We start from the raw sequence: 16,895 nt of genomic DNA on the forward strand, positions 1-16,895 counted from the left end.
ATGAAAGATAAACAAGAGACCGCGGGCCAATTGCCTGCCGCCCTGCGCAGCTTCGACCAGCACGTAGCGCGGGTAAGCTGGCGGGCCTGGGCCAACCTGCTCGGGCTGGGGCTCGTGATCGCCGTGGTGATCGTGTGGAGCATCTTCGGCGATATTCCCACGCGGGTGGCGGGCAGCTGCATCATCATGCATCCGCGCGGCGTGAGCGACGTTACGGCCGACATGGAAGGCCGCGTGACGGCGCTGCTGGTGCAGCCGGGCGAACGGCTGGCGGCGGGGCAGGAAGTGGCCGTGGTGGCCACGCCCGAGCTGTTCGACCGCATCCAGCAGGCGCGCAACCGCCTCTCCGACCTCGATGCCATGGCCAGGCTGACGCATGGCGAAATGCAGCGCAGCGGCCAGCTGAGCGCCGAGAGCCTGGCCGAGCAGCGCAGTACCCTGGCGCTGCGTGCCGAATCCGACCGCAAGCGCATCCGCCTGCTGGAGCAGCAGATGGAGCTGGACCAGCGCCTGCGCTCCGAAGGACTGATCACCAAACGCGCCGCCGCGCAAACGCCGCTGGACCTGGCCGACGCCCGCGCCTCGCTGGCCGACACGGAACGCAAGCTGAAGGAAGTGGACAAGCGGGCCACCGATTTCGCGCGCAGCAGCGGCGGCAACCTGGCCCGCATCGACCAGCAGCGCGCCGAAGCGCAGCGCGAGCTGGCGGCGCTGGAAGCGCAGGGGGAGTCCGTGACCCGCCTGCGCAGTCCGGTCGCCGGCCGCGTGGTGGAGGTGAAAACGGCGCTGAACGGCGCGGTGAAGCGCGACACCCCGGTGCTGAGCGTGGAACCGGTCGACAGCGAAGCAGGGCAGCTGGAGGCGGTGATGTTCGTGTCGGCGGCAGACGGCAAGAAGATTTCGGTTGAAGACAAGGTGGAGCTGCTGCCGACGCACGCGCGGCGCGAGGAGCACGGCGTGCTGCGGGCGCAGGTGCTGTCGACCTCGGCCTATCCGTCCACCCCGCAGGGGCTGCTGAATACGATTACCAATCCGGAACTGATGCGCGAGCTGGCGCACGGCACCGCGACCTATGAAGTGCGCATTGGGCTGCGGCGCAGCGCCGAAGCGCAGGCCGGGGCGCGCAATCCTTACCTGTGGTCGGCGGCAGCGGGCAGCAATGTTCCCGTGTCCAGCGGGGCGATGTGCCAGGGCGAGATCCTGGTGCACCACGAGCGGCCGATCAGCCTTGTGCTGCCGATTTTCCGCAGCACGGTGAGCGGCAAGAACAGCTGACCGTCACCCCCGCGCAGGCGGGGGGGCAGGAGTTTAGCGCCTGTTCGCTTGCGCAGGGGCGACGGCTACGGCAGCAAGTCTTCGAGCGCGACCGACAGTGTGCCGTCCGGCGCGGTGCGCAGGAGGCGTCCCGTTTCGTACAGGATCTGCGCACGCGCCGTGGCGTAGCCCTGCTGGAACTGCAGGCGCGCCAGCAGCGCATTGTTCAAGCGGTCCTCAACATTCAGCACATCGATCAGCGTGGCGCTGCCCAGCTGGCGCCGCGTGGCCGTATCCCGCAATGCGGCCTGGTAGCGTTCGATGGTCAGCTCCGACGCGCGCAACTGGGCGGCGTAGGCGCCGTAAGCCTGGTAGGCCGACTCCATGCTGGCCGTGATCGACTGTTCCAGCGTGACGCGGCGCAGGCGCGCGCTGTCGGCATTGGCCGCGGCGACTTGCAGGGCGCCGCTGTTGGCCGAATTCTGCACCGGGAACTGGAAGGACAGCTTGGCCGCCACACCGGGGCCGCTATGGCGCGAGGTCGGGTCGAAGGCCGCAGCCGCCGTGCGCGCGCCTTCACGCAGGCCTGCGTAATAGGCGGAAAGGTCCAGGTCCAGCGTGGGCTTGTCGCTGTTGCGCACCGTTTGCAGCCGTGTGGACATCGCGTCTTCACGCAGCTTGAGGGCGGCGAGATCGGCGCGGCGCTGCAGGGCCTGGGCGCCCAGCGCGGCCAGCGTGTCGCTGCCCGCGTGCTCCGGCAGGCGCTCGCCCGGCGCGGCGAGCGTTGCGGTTTCGCCCGCGTCCATGCCGTACAGGCGGGCCAGCAGGAAGCGGCCGTCGCGGGCGCGCTGCTCGGCGCCGATGCGCGAGGCTTCACGTTCCGTGACGGCGGCGGTCAGCAGGTTCAGGTCCGCCGGCGGCAGCTCGTCGGCCTCCACCAGCTTCTCGGTTTCGCGCCGCAGCTGGCGCGTGCGCGCCTCGGCGGCCATGGCCACCCTGGCGGCGGCTTCCCGCGCGGTCCAGTCCCAGTAGGCCTGCACCACGGCGAGCACGGTGCGCGCCACGGCCTGCTCGGTTTCCCGCTGCGCGGCGCCGGCATCCAGCACCGCGGCATCGCGCGCAGCCGCAGCGTCCTTGCCGGGGTTCTTCTGCAGCGGCACGCGCAAAGTGAAGGTGAGGCGGTCGCTGGTCTGGCTGGGGATGTTCTGCGCACCCTGCACATTGTCGCTGGCGCGGGTGAGGGCGTATTGGCCGCTCAGCTGCAGGCCTGATTCCAGCTGGCGCGAAGCGCCGATGGCCGCCGTACCACCATTGATCATCTGGTCCGGGCCGAGGCTCAGGTAGCGCGCGCGTTCGTCGGCGCGCAGCGGCCGCTCGTCGCGTGTGCCGCCCACGGAGGCAGTCTGGATCAGGTCGAAGGGCGCATTGCTGCTGCGCGCCACGCCTTCGCTGGCGCTCTGCGCATAGCGCTGCAGCGTGATGTCCGGGCTGCGCGCCAATGCGAGGCCGATGGCATCGCGCAGCAACATGGTCTGCGCATGCAGGACGGGCGTGGCCGCGCACAGCAGCAGGACTGCAATCCGCCTCATCCCCTAGCTCGCCATCCGCTTCAGCATGCGGTCGAAGCGGGCGCCCGCGAGATGGATCTTGTCCACCAGCTCCTCGTTGATCTCGCTCATCTGCGGCGCATTCGGATCGGGGGCGCCGCCACCGTATCCGAAACGGCGCGTGGTGTGGCGGATGCGGTCCGACATGAAGACCGACAGGGCGCGGTAGAAGCGCGCCGCGAACGGCGCATCGTGCGCCAGCTTCTCGCGCAGTACGTCGTGGGGCAGGCGCAGCGCAACGGCGCCCTCGCCGGCGCGCACGATGGCCGTAGTGCGGGCAGGATCGACCAGCGACATTTCGCCGATGATCTCGCCGCTGCCCAGCTGCACGATCAGGTCGCCCTTACCGGTCAGCACATCGAAGCTGCCGTCGATCACGAAGTAGACGCTGTCCACCCGGCTGTCGAAGGGAATCAGCTCGGTGCCTGCCGGATAGGCGCGGCGCTCGCCGTGGCTGGCGATCCAGTCCACGTCTTCGTCCCACAACTCGCTGAGGATGAATAAAACCTTACGCATTACCTTACTCCTGCTCGCGCGCCATGGCGTGGAAGATGCCTCCCAGCGCCATCAGCTCGCCGTAATTTCCCTGTTCGGCCACGCGGCCGTTTTCCAGGACCAGAATTTTGTCGGCGCCCGCCAGCGTGGAGAGGCGGTGCGCGATCACGATGCGCGTGACGCGCAGGCGCGACAGGTTAGCCATCACGCGCGCCTGCGACGGGCCGTCCAGCATGCTGGTGGCTTCGTCCATGAACAGCACGGCCGGCTTGCGCACCAGCGCGCGGGCGATCAGGATGCGCTGGCGCTGGCCGGCGGACAGCGTGCTCGGACCGTCGCCGATCACCGTGTACATGCCCATCGGCAGGGCACGGATGTCTTCCGCCACCGCCGCGCCCTCGGCCGCCGCCCAGGCCTGTTCCAGCGACGCGCCGCTGTCGCCCACGATATTGCTGAGGATATCGCCCGCCAGCAGGCGCGTATCCTGCAGCACCACGCCGAACTGGCGCCGCAGCTGGCGCAGCTGCATTTCGGCCAGCTCCTTGTCGTCGTACAGGATGGAGCCGCCGCCCGGTTTCTCGAATCCGAGCAGGAGCCGCATCAGCGTGGACTTGCCGGAACCGGAGGAGCCGACAATGGCGATGAAGTCGCCAGGCCGCGCCGTCAGGCTCACCTCATGCAGCACGGGCGGTCCCTTGAAATAGGCGAAACTGAGCTTGTTCACTTCCAGGTGGCCGGTCAGCGTGCCGGGACGGGTCTTGCCTTGCTCCGCCTCCGGCACCGTGTCCAGTATCGGCCGCGCCTTCACGTAGGCGCCCGAGACCGCGACGATGTCGATCAGTGTTTCGCACAGCACCAGCACGCCGTGGAACACGCCGCCGAAAGCGGCGAAGAAGCCGACAAACTCGCCGGCCGACAGGTGGTCGCGGCTGCCCGAAATCATCCAGCCTGCCGCTGCGAACAGGAACAGCACGGCCATGTGGTCGAGGCCACGGAAGAACACGCGCTCCGCCACGCGCAGCGAGCCCTGGCCCACATTCGGCACCTCGCCCAGCGCGTGGTCGCGCGTCCACTGCGCGAAGGCGCGGCTTTCGGCGCCCGCGACGCGCAGCTTGCCGACGCCCTGGATCAGCTGCAGCACCAGCGTGGAAAGCTTGCGTGGCGGGTCCGGCGCCTCGATGGCGATGCGCACCGAGCGGCGGCGGAACCAGGTCACGGCTGCCGCCGCGAGCGCCACGAGGCCCAGCGCCAGCAGCGACAGCGTGGCGCTGAACCAGAACAGCACCAGGAAGTTCAGTGCCGAGAAGGCGCCCGCAAAGATATTCGCCACCGTGCGCGCGGACAGGATGCGGATGATCTTCTGGCAGGCACGCACCCGCGATTCCAGGTTGGCGACCGAGTAGCGCCGGTGGAAGCTGGCCGGCATGCGCAGCAGGCGGTCCCATACCGCGGCCTGGATCGCCATGTCCATCTTGTCCTGGATGCGCAGCACCATCAGCGAACGCACCAGCGAGAACAGGGCGATGGTCATCGTCACGCACAGCAGGCCGAGGCCCATCTGCAGCAGCAGGCGTGGCTGGGCCGACGGAATGATGGTGTCCATCACGCGTGCGCTGGCCAGCGGCACCACCAGGCCCAATGCGCCGACAACGCCCGCCAGCGCCACCACGGAGGCCATCTCCTTGCCGTAGCCGCGCAGGCCGAAGCGCAGCAGGTCGATTTCGGTCAGCGATTTATTCGGCAGCGGGCGGTAGAACACGTAGGCGTATGGTTTGATGCGCGCGGCGCTGGCCGCGCTGACATCCTCCTGCTCGCCGTTCGCATGAATGGCCACGTAACCGCGCTTCCAGCGCTGCGGCAGCAGGGCCACCGGCTGGTCGCCGTCTGCAGTGAAGGCCAGCAGCGGGCCGCTGTCGGCCTGCCACCAGCGGTCGCCGAGCAGCACCTGGCGCGAGCGCAGGCCGTTCAGTTCCGACAGTTCGGCTGCGGTTTCCGCATTGCCCCGGCCCGCGCGCGCATTCTTCTTGAATTCAACACCGAGCGCGGCGCCGAGGTGCGCGGCCACCGCCAGCAGCGGCGGCGGTGCGGCGGTTTCCGGCTCGATCCAGCTTGCATCGCCTTCCACCAGGCCTGCAAGGTCGCTGATGCCGCGGTCCACATCTTCCTGCTCGCGTTCGCGTGCATCGCCCAGCCGCTGCTCCTCCAGCGCCTGCTCCTGCAGGCAGCGGTCCCACGCTGTGTGGAAGGACAGGTGCCACAGTTTTTCGAGGCAGGCCAGGCGCACTTCCGGTTCCGCTTCGCCGAAACGGAAGACCTGCAGCGTCACGTCGTCCCGCACGCGGAACACGATCTCGCGCGGAGCGGCCAGTACGTCGCCGGGAACAAGCAGCTGGCCGTGGTCCAGCCCTTCCACCTGCAGCGAACCCTCGATCACGCGCAGCAGCACCAGGGCGCCGCTGGCAATGCGCTGCCCGGCCAGCGCGGTGAACACGCCACGCTCGATCTGCGCATCCACCTGCTGGCCGCCCGGGGGCACGGGCCAGCACACTGCCACGGCGGCGGCGCTGTTCAGCCATGCATCCAGCGGCACATCATGCAGCTCGGCCACGCTGGTCTTCGCATCGATGGAAGGGAAGGCAACCGGCTCATGCGCCAGCGTGCCGATCATCACGCTCGGCAGCGGCGGAACGACTGCCGGTGCGGCTACTTCGCCCAGCGGCAGCAGGCCGCGCGCCGTACCCTGCGGCAGATGCAGGAAGAGACTGAGGCTGCCGCTGTCCAGCATGCGCAGGCCGTCCAGCGCGGCGGCGGCGCGGGGCAGGGAGCGCTGGGCGACAGGATCGCGCTTCATGCGTCCTCCAGTACGCGGCGGCAGATGCTGTCCGGCTGCGCATACAGCTCGTCGAACAGGCCCTCTTCGGCGATGCGGCCGTTCTGCAGCACCATCACGCGGTCGCAGGCGTTGAGCACGAAGCGGCGGTGCGTTGTCACCAGCACCGTGCAGCCGCGGCGGCGGCAGTTGTCCAGGATGCGCGCCTCGGAGGCCGCATCGAGCGAACTGGTGGCCTCGTCCAGCAGCAGCACGCGCGGATTCAGTGTGAGCGCGCGGGCGATTTCCAGGCGCTGGCGCTGGCCGCCGGAGAGGTTGCGGCCATTCTCGTCCATGCGCGTGTCATAGCCCTGCGGCAGGCTCATGATGAAATCATGGATCAGCGCATCGCGCGCCGCAGCCACCATCTGCGCTTCGCCCAGGCTGCGGTCCCACAGCGTCAGGTTTTCGCGGATGGTGCCTTCGAAGAACTGGATGTCCTGGTCCACATGGGCCACGGAGCTGGCCAGCAGCTCGCGCGGGTGCGCGCTGCGGGCCTGCCCGTCGAAACGGATCTCGCCGCTATCCGGGGCGTACATGCCCGCGATCAGCCGCGCCAGCGAGGACTTGCCGGCGCCCGAGGCGCCCACGATGCCGATGCGCTCTCCCGCCAGCACCTGCATATCCAGCTGGTCGAACAGCGGCTTGTCCTGCGGGCTGTAGGCAAAGCGCACATCGCGCAGCGTCAGCGCACCGGACAGCTTCTGTGACAGGTCCGGCCGCGCCGGCACCGGATGTCCGGTCAGCGGGTCGGGCGCGCAGTTCAGCACATCGTCCAGGCGCTGCAGGTCGCCGCGCAGGCGCTGCACCTTCTCCAGCACGTTGAACAGGTCGGACATCGGCCGCGCGAAGTTCGCCACCAGGCCCTGGTAGGCGATCAGCATGCCGATGGTGAGGTAGCCGTCCATCACGCGGAAGCCGCCGATCACGAGGATCAGCGTGGTGTTGAACATCATCAGGAAGGCCGGCACCTGGCTGTATTGCGCGCTGCTGGTTTCCATGCGCTGGTTCGCGCTCACCACCAGCGCGTGCTGCGCCATGTACTTGGTGTAGAAGTGGCTGTCGTCGGCCGACGCCTGCAGGGTTTCCAGCATGGCGATGCCGTTCGAGGCATTGCCGCGCAGCCGGCCATCGGCAATCGCATAGGTCACGGACAGTTCCTGCGTGCGCCGCGCCGCGAAGTGGAAGGCCGCCATGCTGATGGCCACCACGGCCACGCTGATACTGGTCAGCAGCACGTCATACGTCAGCATCACGGCCACGAAGAAGAAGGCCAGGCCGCCGTTGATCAGCGCGCGCGCCAGGTCGCCGGACACCACCTTCGCCACCGATTCGTTCAGGCTGAGGCGCGACGCAATCTCGCCCGGCGCCCGCTGCGCGAAATACAGCACCGGCAGGTGCAGGATATGCCAGAAGTAGCGCCCCGTGGCCGACAGCGCCAGCTTGTACTGCAGCCGCAGCAGGTGCGAACCCTGCAGCCACGCCAGGCCCGCTTCCAGCAGGGTGCTGAGCAGCAGGCCAAGCAGGATGGGCAGGAACCAGCCCATCTGGTTATCGATCAGGATGCGGTCCACGAAGAGCCGCGTGAACACCGGAATCACCATGCCCGGTATCACGAGGAACAGGCCGGCCAGCGCCGCGAAGGCGAGGGCGGGGCGGTCGCTCGTGATACGCTGCAGCATGGTCCTGAGCAGGCTGCCGGTAGCGCCGCCGGGCTCGAACTGCGGCGTTTTCGCAAACGTGAGCACCACGCCGGTAAAGGCGGCAGCGAAATCCTCCTGCGCCACCGTGCGCCGCCCGCTGGCGGGATCGTTCAGGTAGACCAGGCCGTCGGAGAAGCCTTCCACCACCACGAAGTGGTTGAAGTTCCAGAACACCATGAAGGGCGCCTTCAGCTTGGGCAGCTCGCCCGCTTCGGTGCTCCATGCGCCGGCTTCCAGGCCGAAGCTGCGGGCCGCGCGCAGCAGGTTGCTGACCTTGGCGCCGTCGCGTCCCACGCCGCAGCGCACGCGCAGCTGTTCCAGCGGTTCGTAGCGCCCGTGATAAGCCAGCACGATGCCCAGCGCCGCGGCGCCGCATTCGAGCGACTCCATCTGCATCATGGTGGGCGTGCGCACTACGCCGGGAATCAGGCGGGGAGTGAAGAAACCCATCAGCTGACCCCCACCAGCTTCTTCATCATCGGCCACACCAGCTCATAGGGATGCTGTTCGCGCACCACCACTTCGGCGCTGCACATGGAACCGCTGTGCACCGGCGGCGGCAGCCTTGCCGCGCCGGACCACTGGTAGACGCCATCAGGACGGCGCAGCAGCGTCGCCTGCACCTGCGTGCTCACGCCGGTGCCGGACAGCTCCTGCACCACATCCGGATTGCCCAGGCGCTGCACGATGGCGGCGCGGCTGGCGGGGAAGGCCGATACATCGCCAATGCTGGCGCGGATAAAGCCGAACTCCTGCCGCTTCACGTTGGTCGGCGTGATCTCGGCCTGCATCGACGGATGCAGCAGCTTGCCGTCCGCCGCGCGCACGAAGACCAGCGCCTGCAGGGGCGCGGCGCCGTCGTTGCCGCTGCGTTCGATGGTGGCAATGGGTCCGCCCGCAGCCAGCGCCTGGCCATTCTGCGTTTTCACTTCGATGACGGTGCCCGCAAACGGCGCACGCACCTGCATCAGTTCCCGCTCCTGCTTGCGCAGCAGGGCCAGCTCGCGTTCCGCTTCTGTTACCTGCAGCGCCAGCTGGCTGGTTTCGGTGGCCAGCATGCGCTGCTCTTCCTGCGTCTGGAAACTGAGCTGGCGCATGCGGCTGTTGAGGGTAGATTGTTCCAGCGCCAGCTTCTCGGCTGCATCCTGCGCCGACAGCAGGCTTTGGCGCGTGGCCAGTCCCTGTGCAAACAGCGTTTCCTGCGTGGCGACGCGCTGGCGCGCAAGGCGCAGGCGTTCGGCGAGGGTCTGCAGGCGCCCGGCCAATGTGGCCTGTTCGCTGGCTGCGGCGCTGCGGCCCTGCTGCCCACTGCGCGCGATCAGCGCCGCGGCGGACTGCTCGCGCACACGCAGTTCGCCCAGCCGCGCCTCGGCACGCGCCATGCGGGCTTCGAATTCGGGCTTGCGCATGGTGGCCAGCACCTGGCCGGCGGCCACCTTGTCGCCGTTGCGCACCGCGAGGCCGGACACGCGGCCTTCCACCAGCGCGCTCAGGTTGTCCACCCCCTGTGGACTGAGCAGGATGCAGCGGCCTTTGATGCGGGTGTCGATCACGCCGAGCGCGAACCATGCGCAGGCGAGGATGGCCAGCAGCAGGGCGCCGGCCAGGAACAGGCGCTTGGGCGGATGGTTAACGGAGGGCAGGACATCGGCCCGGTCGGGCGATATCAGTCTCTCCAGCGAGGGATTGCGGTTCACTACTAGCCTTGGCTTATCTTTTTTTATATTGCAAGACTATAACAATGTTTTAAAGAAAAGATAACCAATAGAAATGTAAAAAGCCCGCCAGGCACAGGCCGGCGGGCTTTTTTGTCGCAAGAATGCTTACTGGTAATCGCTGGCGTTCAGGCCCATCACGTGCGAGAAGCCGCCGTCGACATAAATGATGTCGCCGGTGATGCCGGACGACAGGTCCGACAGCAGGAAGGCAGCGGTATTGCCCACTTCTTCGATGGTCACGTTGCGGCGCAGCGGCGCGTGGCTGGATGCGAAGCCCAGCAGCTTGCCGAAGTCCTTGATGCCGGAGGCGGCCAGGGTCTTGATCGGGCCGGCCGAAATGCCGTTCGAGCGGATGCCCTTCTGGCCCAGGTTCTCGGCCAGGTAGCGCACCGAAGCTTCCAGCGATGCTTTCGCCAGGCCCATGGTGTTGTAGTAAGGAATGGCGCGCACTGCACCCAGGTAGGACAGGGTCAGCAGGGAAGAGCCTTCGCGCAGCATCGGCAGCGCCGCCTTGGCCATGGCCGGGAAGCTGTAAGCCGAAATATCGTGGGCGATGCGGTAGTTTTCGCGGGTCAGGCCGTCCAGGAATTCACCGGCGATGGCTTCGCGCGGCGCAAAGCCGATGGCGTGCACCAGGCCGTCCAGGTGCTGCCATTCCTTGCCCAGGTCGCGGAACAGCGCTTCGATCTGCTCGTCGCTGGACACGTCGCAGTCGAACACCAGCTTGCTGCCGAATTCGGCGGCGAACTCGGTGATGCGGTCCTTGAAGCGTTCGCCGACATAGGTGAAGGCCAGTTCGGCGCCTTCACGCTGGCAGGCCTGGGCGATGCCGTAAGCGATGGAACGGTTGGACAGTAAGCCCGTGATCAGAATTTTTTTGCCTTGCAAGAAAGCCATGTTAACTCCAGTTGCCTGCTGCTGCCCCTGCCGGTTCTCTGCCGGCGACCATGCAGCTTGTTGTTGTAATAGATGAACGACTCAGCGCAAGACCGAGATGGTAGCTTGATGCCGCCGCAACTGCAAGCATGGCAGTGGCGGCGGACGGTATCAGTTACTGCTGCGGCGGGATTTGGATTTGCCGGCTTCCGAGCGCGACACGCGCGCCTTCACCAGCGAGATCGGCGCCTTGGCCTTGCTGCTGCCGGCCTTGGCCTGCTTGTAGTTGCTGCGTTTCTCGGTACGTTCCTCGACGGCGACCGAGGCGTTTTCGGCGATGTCCGCCGGAATATCGGCAACGCTGGCCGAGATTTTCGGCACCAGGATGGTGGAGCCGGCTTTCAGCACGCTGCGCTGGGGCAGGTTGTTGGCCTGGCGGATCACCTCGGGGGTGGTGCGGAATCTGGAGGCGAGGGAAGCGATGCTTTCCCGGGTGCTGCTGATCTTGTGCGTGGTCCAGCTGGACAGGGCTCGGCCCCACTGCGCCAGGTTCAGGTGGAACTTCTCGGCGTTCTCCTTCGGCAGCAGGATCTGGGTCTGCTCGCCGCCGGTGATGACAGGGCGCTTGAACTGCGGGTTCAGGGCCTTGAATTCATCGATCGACAGCTCGGCCAGCTGGGCCGCAACGGCCAGGTCGATATCGCTGGTCTTGTCGACGGCGGTGAAGTAGGGCTGGTTCTGGATCTGCGGCAAGGCCAGGCCGAACTGGGCCGGGTTGGCAACGATATTTTTCACCGCCTGCAGCTTCGGCACATAGTTGCGGGTTTCGGCCGGCATCAGGTCGGCCAGGCTTTCGAAATCGGTCGGCTTGCCGGCCGCCTGGTTGCGCTTGATGGCTTTCTGTACCGAGCCTTCGCCCCAGTTATAGGCGGCCAGGGCCAGCTGCCAGTCGCCGAACATATCGTAGAGGCGCTGCAGGTAGGTCAGGGCGGCGTCGGTGGACGCGATGACGGAACGGCGCTCATCCTTGAAGGCATTCTGCTTCAGGTTGAAATCGCGGCCGGTGCCGGGCATGAACTGCCACATGCCGCCGGCGTTGGCGCTGGAGACGGCGGTAGGATTGAAGGCGGACTCGATGAACGGCAGCAGGGCCAGTTCGGTCGGCATATTGCGCTTTTCCAGCTCCGTTACGATGTGGAACAGGTACTGGGAGGCGCGCGCCGTGGTGCGGGCAATATAGTCGGGACGTTCGGCATACCAGCTGGCATGCTTCTGCACCAGGGAGTTATTGATATCAGGGATGCCATAGCCGGTGCGGATGCGGTTCCAGACGTCGGTCTCGCGGAAGGCTTCTTCGCTGGCTTTTTGTGGCTGGGCTGCCGCCGCCTGGATGGCCGGGGCTGCGATGGGAACGGAAGTCGAGAGAGCGGATGTTTCCACTGCCTGGCTGATCGCCGGTGCCGCGCTGGCGATGACGGCTGCCAGCAAGGTAAGGGTCTTGATCTGAGCTTGCATAGTACTCCATGTTGTCGTCGAGAACAGCGGACGGACTATTTCAAAGGGGAAGTGTACGTAGGATACGGCTGACGCGTCAAGAAAAATGACGGCCGGGTTACAAAAAACTTTGACAATAATGTCAGTCGAATATCGGAAATTGCCTGCAAATTGGACGATATTGCGTACAAATGGCGCGCCGCCAGGAGTGTGCGTACAATGCGGAGTTTAGTCACCGTATTACTGAAGGAAACACCCCATGAGCAGCCCTGATCTCGACCACGACGCCGTTATTTCGGCCACAGAGCAGTGGCTCGAAAAAGCCGTTATCGGGCTGAACCTGTGCCCCTTTGCCAAGGCGGTGCATGTCAAGAAGCAGATCCGCTATGTCGTCTCGGACGCGTCCACGCCGGAAGCACTGCTGGAACAGCTGATGGACGAGCTGCAGCACCTGAGCGATACGGATGCCGAACAGGTGGATACCACTTTGCTGATCCACCCCTGGGTGCTGGAAGATTTCGAGGACTACAACGAGTTCCTGGACGTGGCGGACGCAGCGCTGGAAGACATGCAGCTCGACGGCGAGCTGCAGATCGCGAGCTTCCACCCGCAATACCAGTTCGCCGATACGGACCGGAATGACATCACCAACTACACCAACCGTTCGCCATTCCCCATCCTGCACCTCTTGCGTGAAGAGAGCGTGGACCGGGCGGTGGAAGCTTTCCCGGAAGCCGAGCAGATCTTCGAAAAGAACATCGAAACGATGGAAGCGCTGGGCCACGAAGGCTGGGACAAGCTCGGCCTGCAGGTAAAGTAATGGCCGGCGAAAAGCTCCCTGAACGGCCGGACACGCCCTGTGTCGCCGTCTGCTCCACCACCTTCGACGAAATCTGCCGCGGCTGCGGCCGCACCTATATCGAGGTAGCGCACTGGGTATCGATGAGCGCCGAACAGAAAGAAGTCGTCTGGCAGCGCATCCTCGCCCAGGGCTACCCCCGCCGCAACACCTGAAAATTGGGGACAGACCCGGATTATACGGTTCGTATAATCCGGGTCTGTCCCCAATTTATCAGTAGGTGCCGATGTAGTCCTTCTTGCCGATCTCCACGCCGTTGTGGCGCAGGATGGCGTAGGCCGTGGTGCAGTGGAAGTAGAAATGCGGCAGCGCGTAGTGCAGCAGGTAGTCCTTGCCCACGAAGTGGCGGGTCTTCTCGCCGCTGCCGGTGGTGATGGCGCGGTCTTCGCTGCCTTCGATATCCGATTGCGGCAGATTGTCCAGCAGCGACAGCGTTTTCACGATGCGCAGCTTCAGTTCCGGGAAGGTCTTCTCGAAGTCTTCATAGGACGGCACTTCCTGGCCCGCGAGGCGGCAGCCGGCGCCCTTGGCGAAATCGGCGGCAATCTGCACCTGGCGCAGGAAGGGCAGCATGTCCGGATACAGGCGGAACTGCAGGAAGGCGTTCGGATCGAGTTTTTTCTCCTCGATGTGGGCCTCGGCCTTGTTCAAAACGGCCAGCAGGCTGTTCAGCATTTGCTTGAAAACCGGGACCGAGGCGGAATACATGGAAAACGACATGGTTGCTACTCCTGCAATAGGGGAGGTGAAAAGTCCGGGCATCATAGCAAGTTTGTGGCACATCTGCCCGGCGCCTCCCTATGAGAAGTGACTTTGTTACGCCTTTACGTGCATAATTGCATTACATAATCATTCGAGCCCCATATGCCGGATTTGAAGCAGCTTGATTCGCTGCCGTTTTTGCATGGCTGAGTCTTTTTACCGTCTCCTGCGCACCCGACTCGGTGCGCTTTACGGCTTGTCGATCTATGGCGCCTTGCTGCTGGTGGTGTTCGGCGGCCTCGTGATCCCCGCAATCGTCGGCAGCTACCTGCTGATCGGCGTGCACGAGCAGCAGTCGGCCCGCACCATGCTGAACGAATCCCTGCAGCGCAACGCCGACATCCTGGCCCTCGGCATGCAGGAATCCCTGTGGAACATGAATGCCGAATCGGCCCACTCGCTGGTGGAGTCGGTGATGCGCGACCGCTCCGTGCTGCAGGTGCAGGTCACGGGGCAGGCCGATACCCAGTTCATCCATCTTGAAGCGCCCAAGCGCGCCATCGGCAATGTCTACCGCGCCGAGCGCGAAGTGCTGGTGCGCGGCGAGCATATCGGCCGCATCATGGTGGAGATGGACGATGCGCGCAGCCAGCAGGAGCTGCGCGAGAAGCAGCGCTCCTATGTGTTCGTGCTGGCCGCCCAGCTCACCGTGTCGCTGCTGCTGATCGTGCTGTTCCTGAACAAGCGCCTGATCCGCCCGCTGCGCAAGCTCACGCGTTTCTCCGACCGCCTGTCGCACGGCGACTTCGAAACCCGCATGGAGCTGCGCAGCAGCGATGAACTGGGCCGCCTGGCAGGCCAGCTGGAACAGATGCGCATGGCGATCAAGCGCCTGTTCGAAGATATCGGCCAGCGCGAAGAACGCTTCCGCACCATCGTGACACAGGTGCCGGGCGCCGTATTCCGCTACCGGCCCGACGGACCGATCGAATTCGTCAGCGATGCCATCGAGGAGATTTCGGGCTACTCGGCCAAGCAGTTCATGCGCAGCACCACGCACTCCTGGGCCAACCTGATCACGCCGGAAGACCGCCGCATGCAGCGCCGCGAATGCTCCGCGGCGATCCGCGAGGGCCGCGCCTACGAAATTGAATACCGCATCATCGACTCCACCGGCGTGGAGCGCTGGGTACAGGAAAACGGCCAGCCGCAGGTGGACGGTATCGGACCGCTGGTGGACGGCATCATCACCGATGTGAGCGACCGCAAGCACAACGAGATGCGCATCGAGGCCCTGCTGGCCGAGCAGAGCGCCATCCTGGACAACGTGATGTTCGGCGTGATGTTCGTGCGCCACCGCAGCATTGTGTCGGTCAACCGCCGCTGCGAGGAGCTGTTCGGCTACGCGCCGGGAGAGATGACGGGTAATTCGACTTCCATCGTCTTCCCTACCGCCTTCGATTTCGAGGCGGCCGGCGCGCGCCAGTATCCAACGCTGGGCAACGGCGAATACTTCAGCGAGGAGCGCCACTACCGCCGCCAGGACGGTTCGCTGTTCTGGTGCATGGTGAGCGGCTGCGCCATCGACCAGCACCGCCCGAACGAAGGCAGCATCTGGGTGTACGCCGACATCACGGCACGCAAGGAAGCGGAAGAGAAGCTGCGCCTGTCGGCCACCGTGCTGCAGCACATTGCGGACGGCGTGATGGTGGTGGACGACCGCGGCATCATCGTTGCCGTGAATCCGGCCTTCACGCAGATCACCGGCTACAGCGAGGAAGAAGCGCTGGGCAAGGACCGTTCGCTCACGCGCTCCGGCCGCCACGACGAAGGCTTCCACGATGCGCTGTGGGAGCAGCTGGTGACGAATGGCTACTGGCGCGGCGAGGTCTGGTCGCTGCGCAAGAGCGGCGAACAGTACCTGGAATGGCTGACGATGACGGCCGTGCGCGACCAGTCGGGCATGACCACCCACTATGTGGGCGTGTTCAGCGACATCACCAAGGTCAAGGAATCGCAGGAGAAGCTGGACCACCTGGCGCACCACGACCCGCTCACGGCGCTGCCGAACCGCCTGCTGTTCCACGACCGCCTGCACCACGCCATCCAGCGCGTCACGCGCGGCAACGAGCAGCTGGCGCTGCTGTTCATCGACCTTGACCGCTTCAAGAACGTGAACGACACGCTGGGCCACCATATTGGCGACGAACTGCTGCAGCAGGTGGCCAAGGCGCTGTCGAGCAAGCTGCGCGACGGCGACACGCTGGCCCGCCTGGGCGGCGACGAATTCATCGTGCTGCTGGAAGATGTGGATGGCCAGTACGGGGCCAGCCAGGTGGCGGAAAAGCTGGTGGCCATGTTCGAGCAGCCCTTCATGGTGGCGGGGCACGAGCTGTTCGTCACCTGCAGCGTGGGCGTCAGCCTGTTCCCGGCCGATGCCTCCGACCTCAATATGCTGATCCGGAATGCGGACGTGGCCATGTACCAGGCCAAGGCGCGCGGCCGCAACGGCTACCGTTTCTACGCGCCGTCGATGACGGGCGAAGGCGTGGAGCGCCTGCGCCTGGAGACCTTCCTGCGCCGCTCCATCGAGAAGGAAGAGATCTTCCTCAACTACCAGCCGCAGGTGGAGATCGATACGGGCCGCCTGATCGGGGTGGAAGCGCTGGTGCGCTGGAACCATCCGGAACTTGGCCTGGTGCCGCCGATCCGCTTCATTCCGCTGGCCGAAGACACGGGCTTCATCAACCAGCTGGGCAAATGGGTGCTGTCCGAAGCCTGCCGCCAGATGGTGCGCTGGCAGGAAGCGGGCCTGGAAGTGCCGAAGATGGCGGTCAACCTGTCGGCCAAGCAGTTCGACCGCGGCAGCATCGTCAGCATGGTGGCCGACATCCTGCGCGAAACAGGGCTGGAGCCGCACCGCCTGCAGCTGGAAGTGACCGAGTCCGTCATCATGAACACCGGCGATGCGCTGGCCTTCATCAACGACCTGCACGCGATCGGGGTGAGCCTGGCCATCGACGATTTCGGCACCGGCTACTCCTCGCTGGCCTACCTCAAGCAGATGCCGGTGCAGACGCTGAAGATCGACCGCTCCTTCATCAAGGATATCTCGACCGACGTGAATGACGAAGCGATTGCCATCGCCATCATCCAGCTCGGCAAGAGCATGAACCTGTCCGTGATTGCGGAAGGCGTGGAAACGCATGACCAGGCGGCCTTCCTGCTGCGCCACGGCTGCAACCAGGCGCAGGGCTATTTCTACAGCCGTCCGGTGATGCCGGAAGACCTGCTGCAACGCTGGCTGCCATAAGGAGC

At 65.6% G+C, this 16,895-nt stretch carries 12 protein-coding genes; 4 read left to right on the forward strand and 8 right to left on the reverse strand.

Features of this window, described 5'->3' with window-relative positions:
- Positions 1-1,275, forward strand: a complete 1,275-nt coding sequence (locus ACJRPG_RS06000; protein ID WP_407999131.1) for an NHLP bacteriocin system secretion protein — start codon at positions 1-3, stop codon at positions 1,273-1,275.
- Positions 1,276-1,340: 65 nt separating this feature from the next.
- Here the strand turns inward: ACJRPG_RS06000 and ACJRPG_RS06005 are convergent, their stop codons facing one another.
- From ACJRPG_RS06005 to ACJRPG_RS06035, 7 genes are all read right to left on the reverse strand, one after another.
- Positions 1,341-2,843: a TolC family protein gene (locus ACJRPG_RS06005; RefSeq protein WP_407999132.1), complete on the reverse strand. Its 1,503-nt coding sequence runs from the start codon at positions 2,841-2,843 to the stop codon at positions 1,341-1,343.
- Positions 2,844-2,846: 3 nt separating this feature from the next.
- Positions 2,847-3,377: a cyclic nucleotide-binding domain-containing protein gene (locus ACJRPG_RS06010; RefSeq protein WP_407999133.1), complete on the reverse strand. Its 531-nt coding sequence runs from the start codon at positions 3,375-3,377 to the stop codon at positions 2,847-2,849.
- A 4-nt stretch (positions 3,378-3,381) separates the two neighbouring features.
- Positions 3,382-6,207, reverse strand: a complete 2,826-nt coding sequence (locus ACJRPG_RS06015) for an NHLP bacteriocin export ABC transporter permease/ATPase subunit (RefSeq protein ID WP_407999134.1) — start codon at positions 6,205-6,207, stop codon at positions 3,382-3,384.
- Complete coding sequence (locus ACJRPG_RS06020; protein ID WP_407999135.1) at positions 6,204-8,378, reverse strand: NHLP family bacteriocin export ABC transporter peptidase/permease/ATPase subunit; 2,175 nt, start codon at positions 8,376-8,378, stop codon at positions 6,204-6,206. The genes ACJRPG_RS06015 and ACJRPG_RS06020 overlap by 4 nt, the downstream gene beginning before the upstream one ends.
- Positions 8,378-9,625 (reverse strand): NHLP bacteriocin system secretion protein, encoded by a 1,248-nt coding sequence (locus ACJRPG_RS06025; protein WP_407999136.1) that lies wholly within the window; start codon positions 9,623-9,625, stop codon positions 8,378-8,380. The genes ACJRPG_RS06020 and ACJRPG_RS06025 overlap by 1 nt, the downstream gene beginning before the upstream one ends.
- 126 nt (positions 9,626-9,751) lie before the next feature.
- Entirely contained in the window at positions 9,752-10,543 is a 792-nt protein-coding gene (gene fabI, locus ACJRPG_RS06030) for an enoyl-ACP reductase FabI (protein ID WP_407999137.1), read from the reverse strand.
- A gap of 150 nt (positions 10,544-10,693) precedes the next feature.
- Positions 10,694-12,037, reverse strand: coding sequence for a transglycosylase SLT domain-containing protein (locus ACJRPG_RS06035; RefSeq protein ID WP_407999138.1), 1,344 nt, complete (start codon positions 12,035-12,037; stop codon positions 10,694-10,696).
- 238 nt (positions 12,038-12,275) lie between these two features.
- Here ACJRPG_RS06035 and ACJRPG_RS06040 point away from each other — a divergent pair, with 238 nt between their 5' ends.
- The gene (locus ACJRPG_RS06040) at positions 12,276-12,836 is read left to right on the forward strand and encodes a DUF1415 domain-containing protein (protein ID WP_407999139.1); all 561 of its coding nucleotides are present in this window, start codon (positions 12,276-12,278) and stop codon (positions 12,834-12,836) included.
- Entirely contained in the window at positions 12,836-13,030 is a 195-nt protein-coding gene (locus tag ACJRPG_RS06045; protein ID WP_407999140.1) for a DUF1289 domain-containing protein, read from the forward strand. Before ACJRPG_RS06040 ends, ACJRPG_RS06045 begins: the two co-directional genes overlap by 1 nt.
- 58 nt (positions 13,031-13,088) lie before the next feature.
- Here the strand turns inward: ACJRPG_RS06045 and ACJRPG_RS06050 are convergent, their stop codons facing one another.
- Positions 13,089-13,595, reverse strand: coding sequence for a DUF1993 domain-containing protein (locus ACJRPG_RS06050; protein WP_407999141.1), 507 nt, complete (start codon positions 13,593-13,595; stop codon positions 13,089-13,091).
- Positions 13,596-13,779: 184 nt separating this feature from the next.
- Between ACJRPG_RS06050 and ACJRPG_RS06055 the strand changes: the two genes are divergently transcribed.
- Positions 13,780-16,890, forward strand: a complete 3,111-nt coding sequence (locus tag ACJRPG_RS06055) for a bifunctional diguanylate cyclase/phosphodiesterase (protein ID WP_407999142.1) — start codon at positions 13,780-13,782, stop codon at positions 16,888-16,890.
- Positions 16,891-16,895: the final 5 nt, after the last annotated feature.

It is taken from the genome of Pseudoduganella rhizocola (assembly GCF_045984285.3).
Lineage (GTDB): Bacteria > Pseudomonadota > Gammaproteobacteria > Burkholderiales > Burkholderiaceae_D > Rugamonas.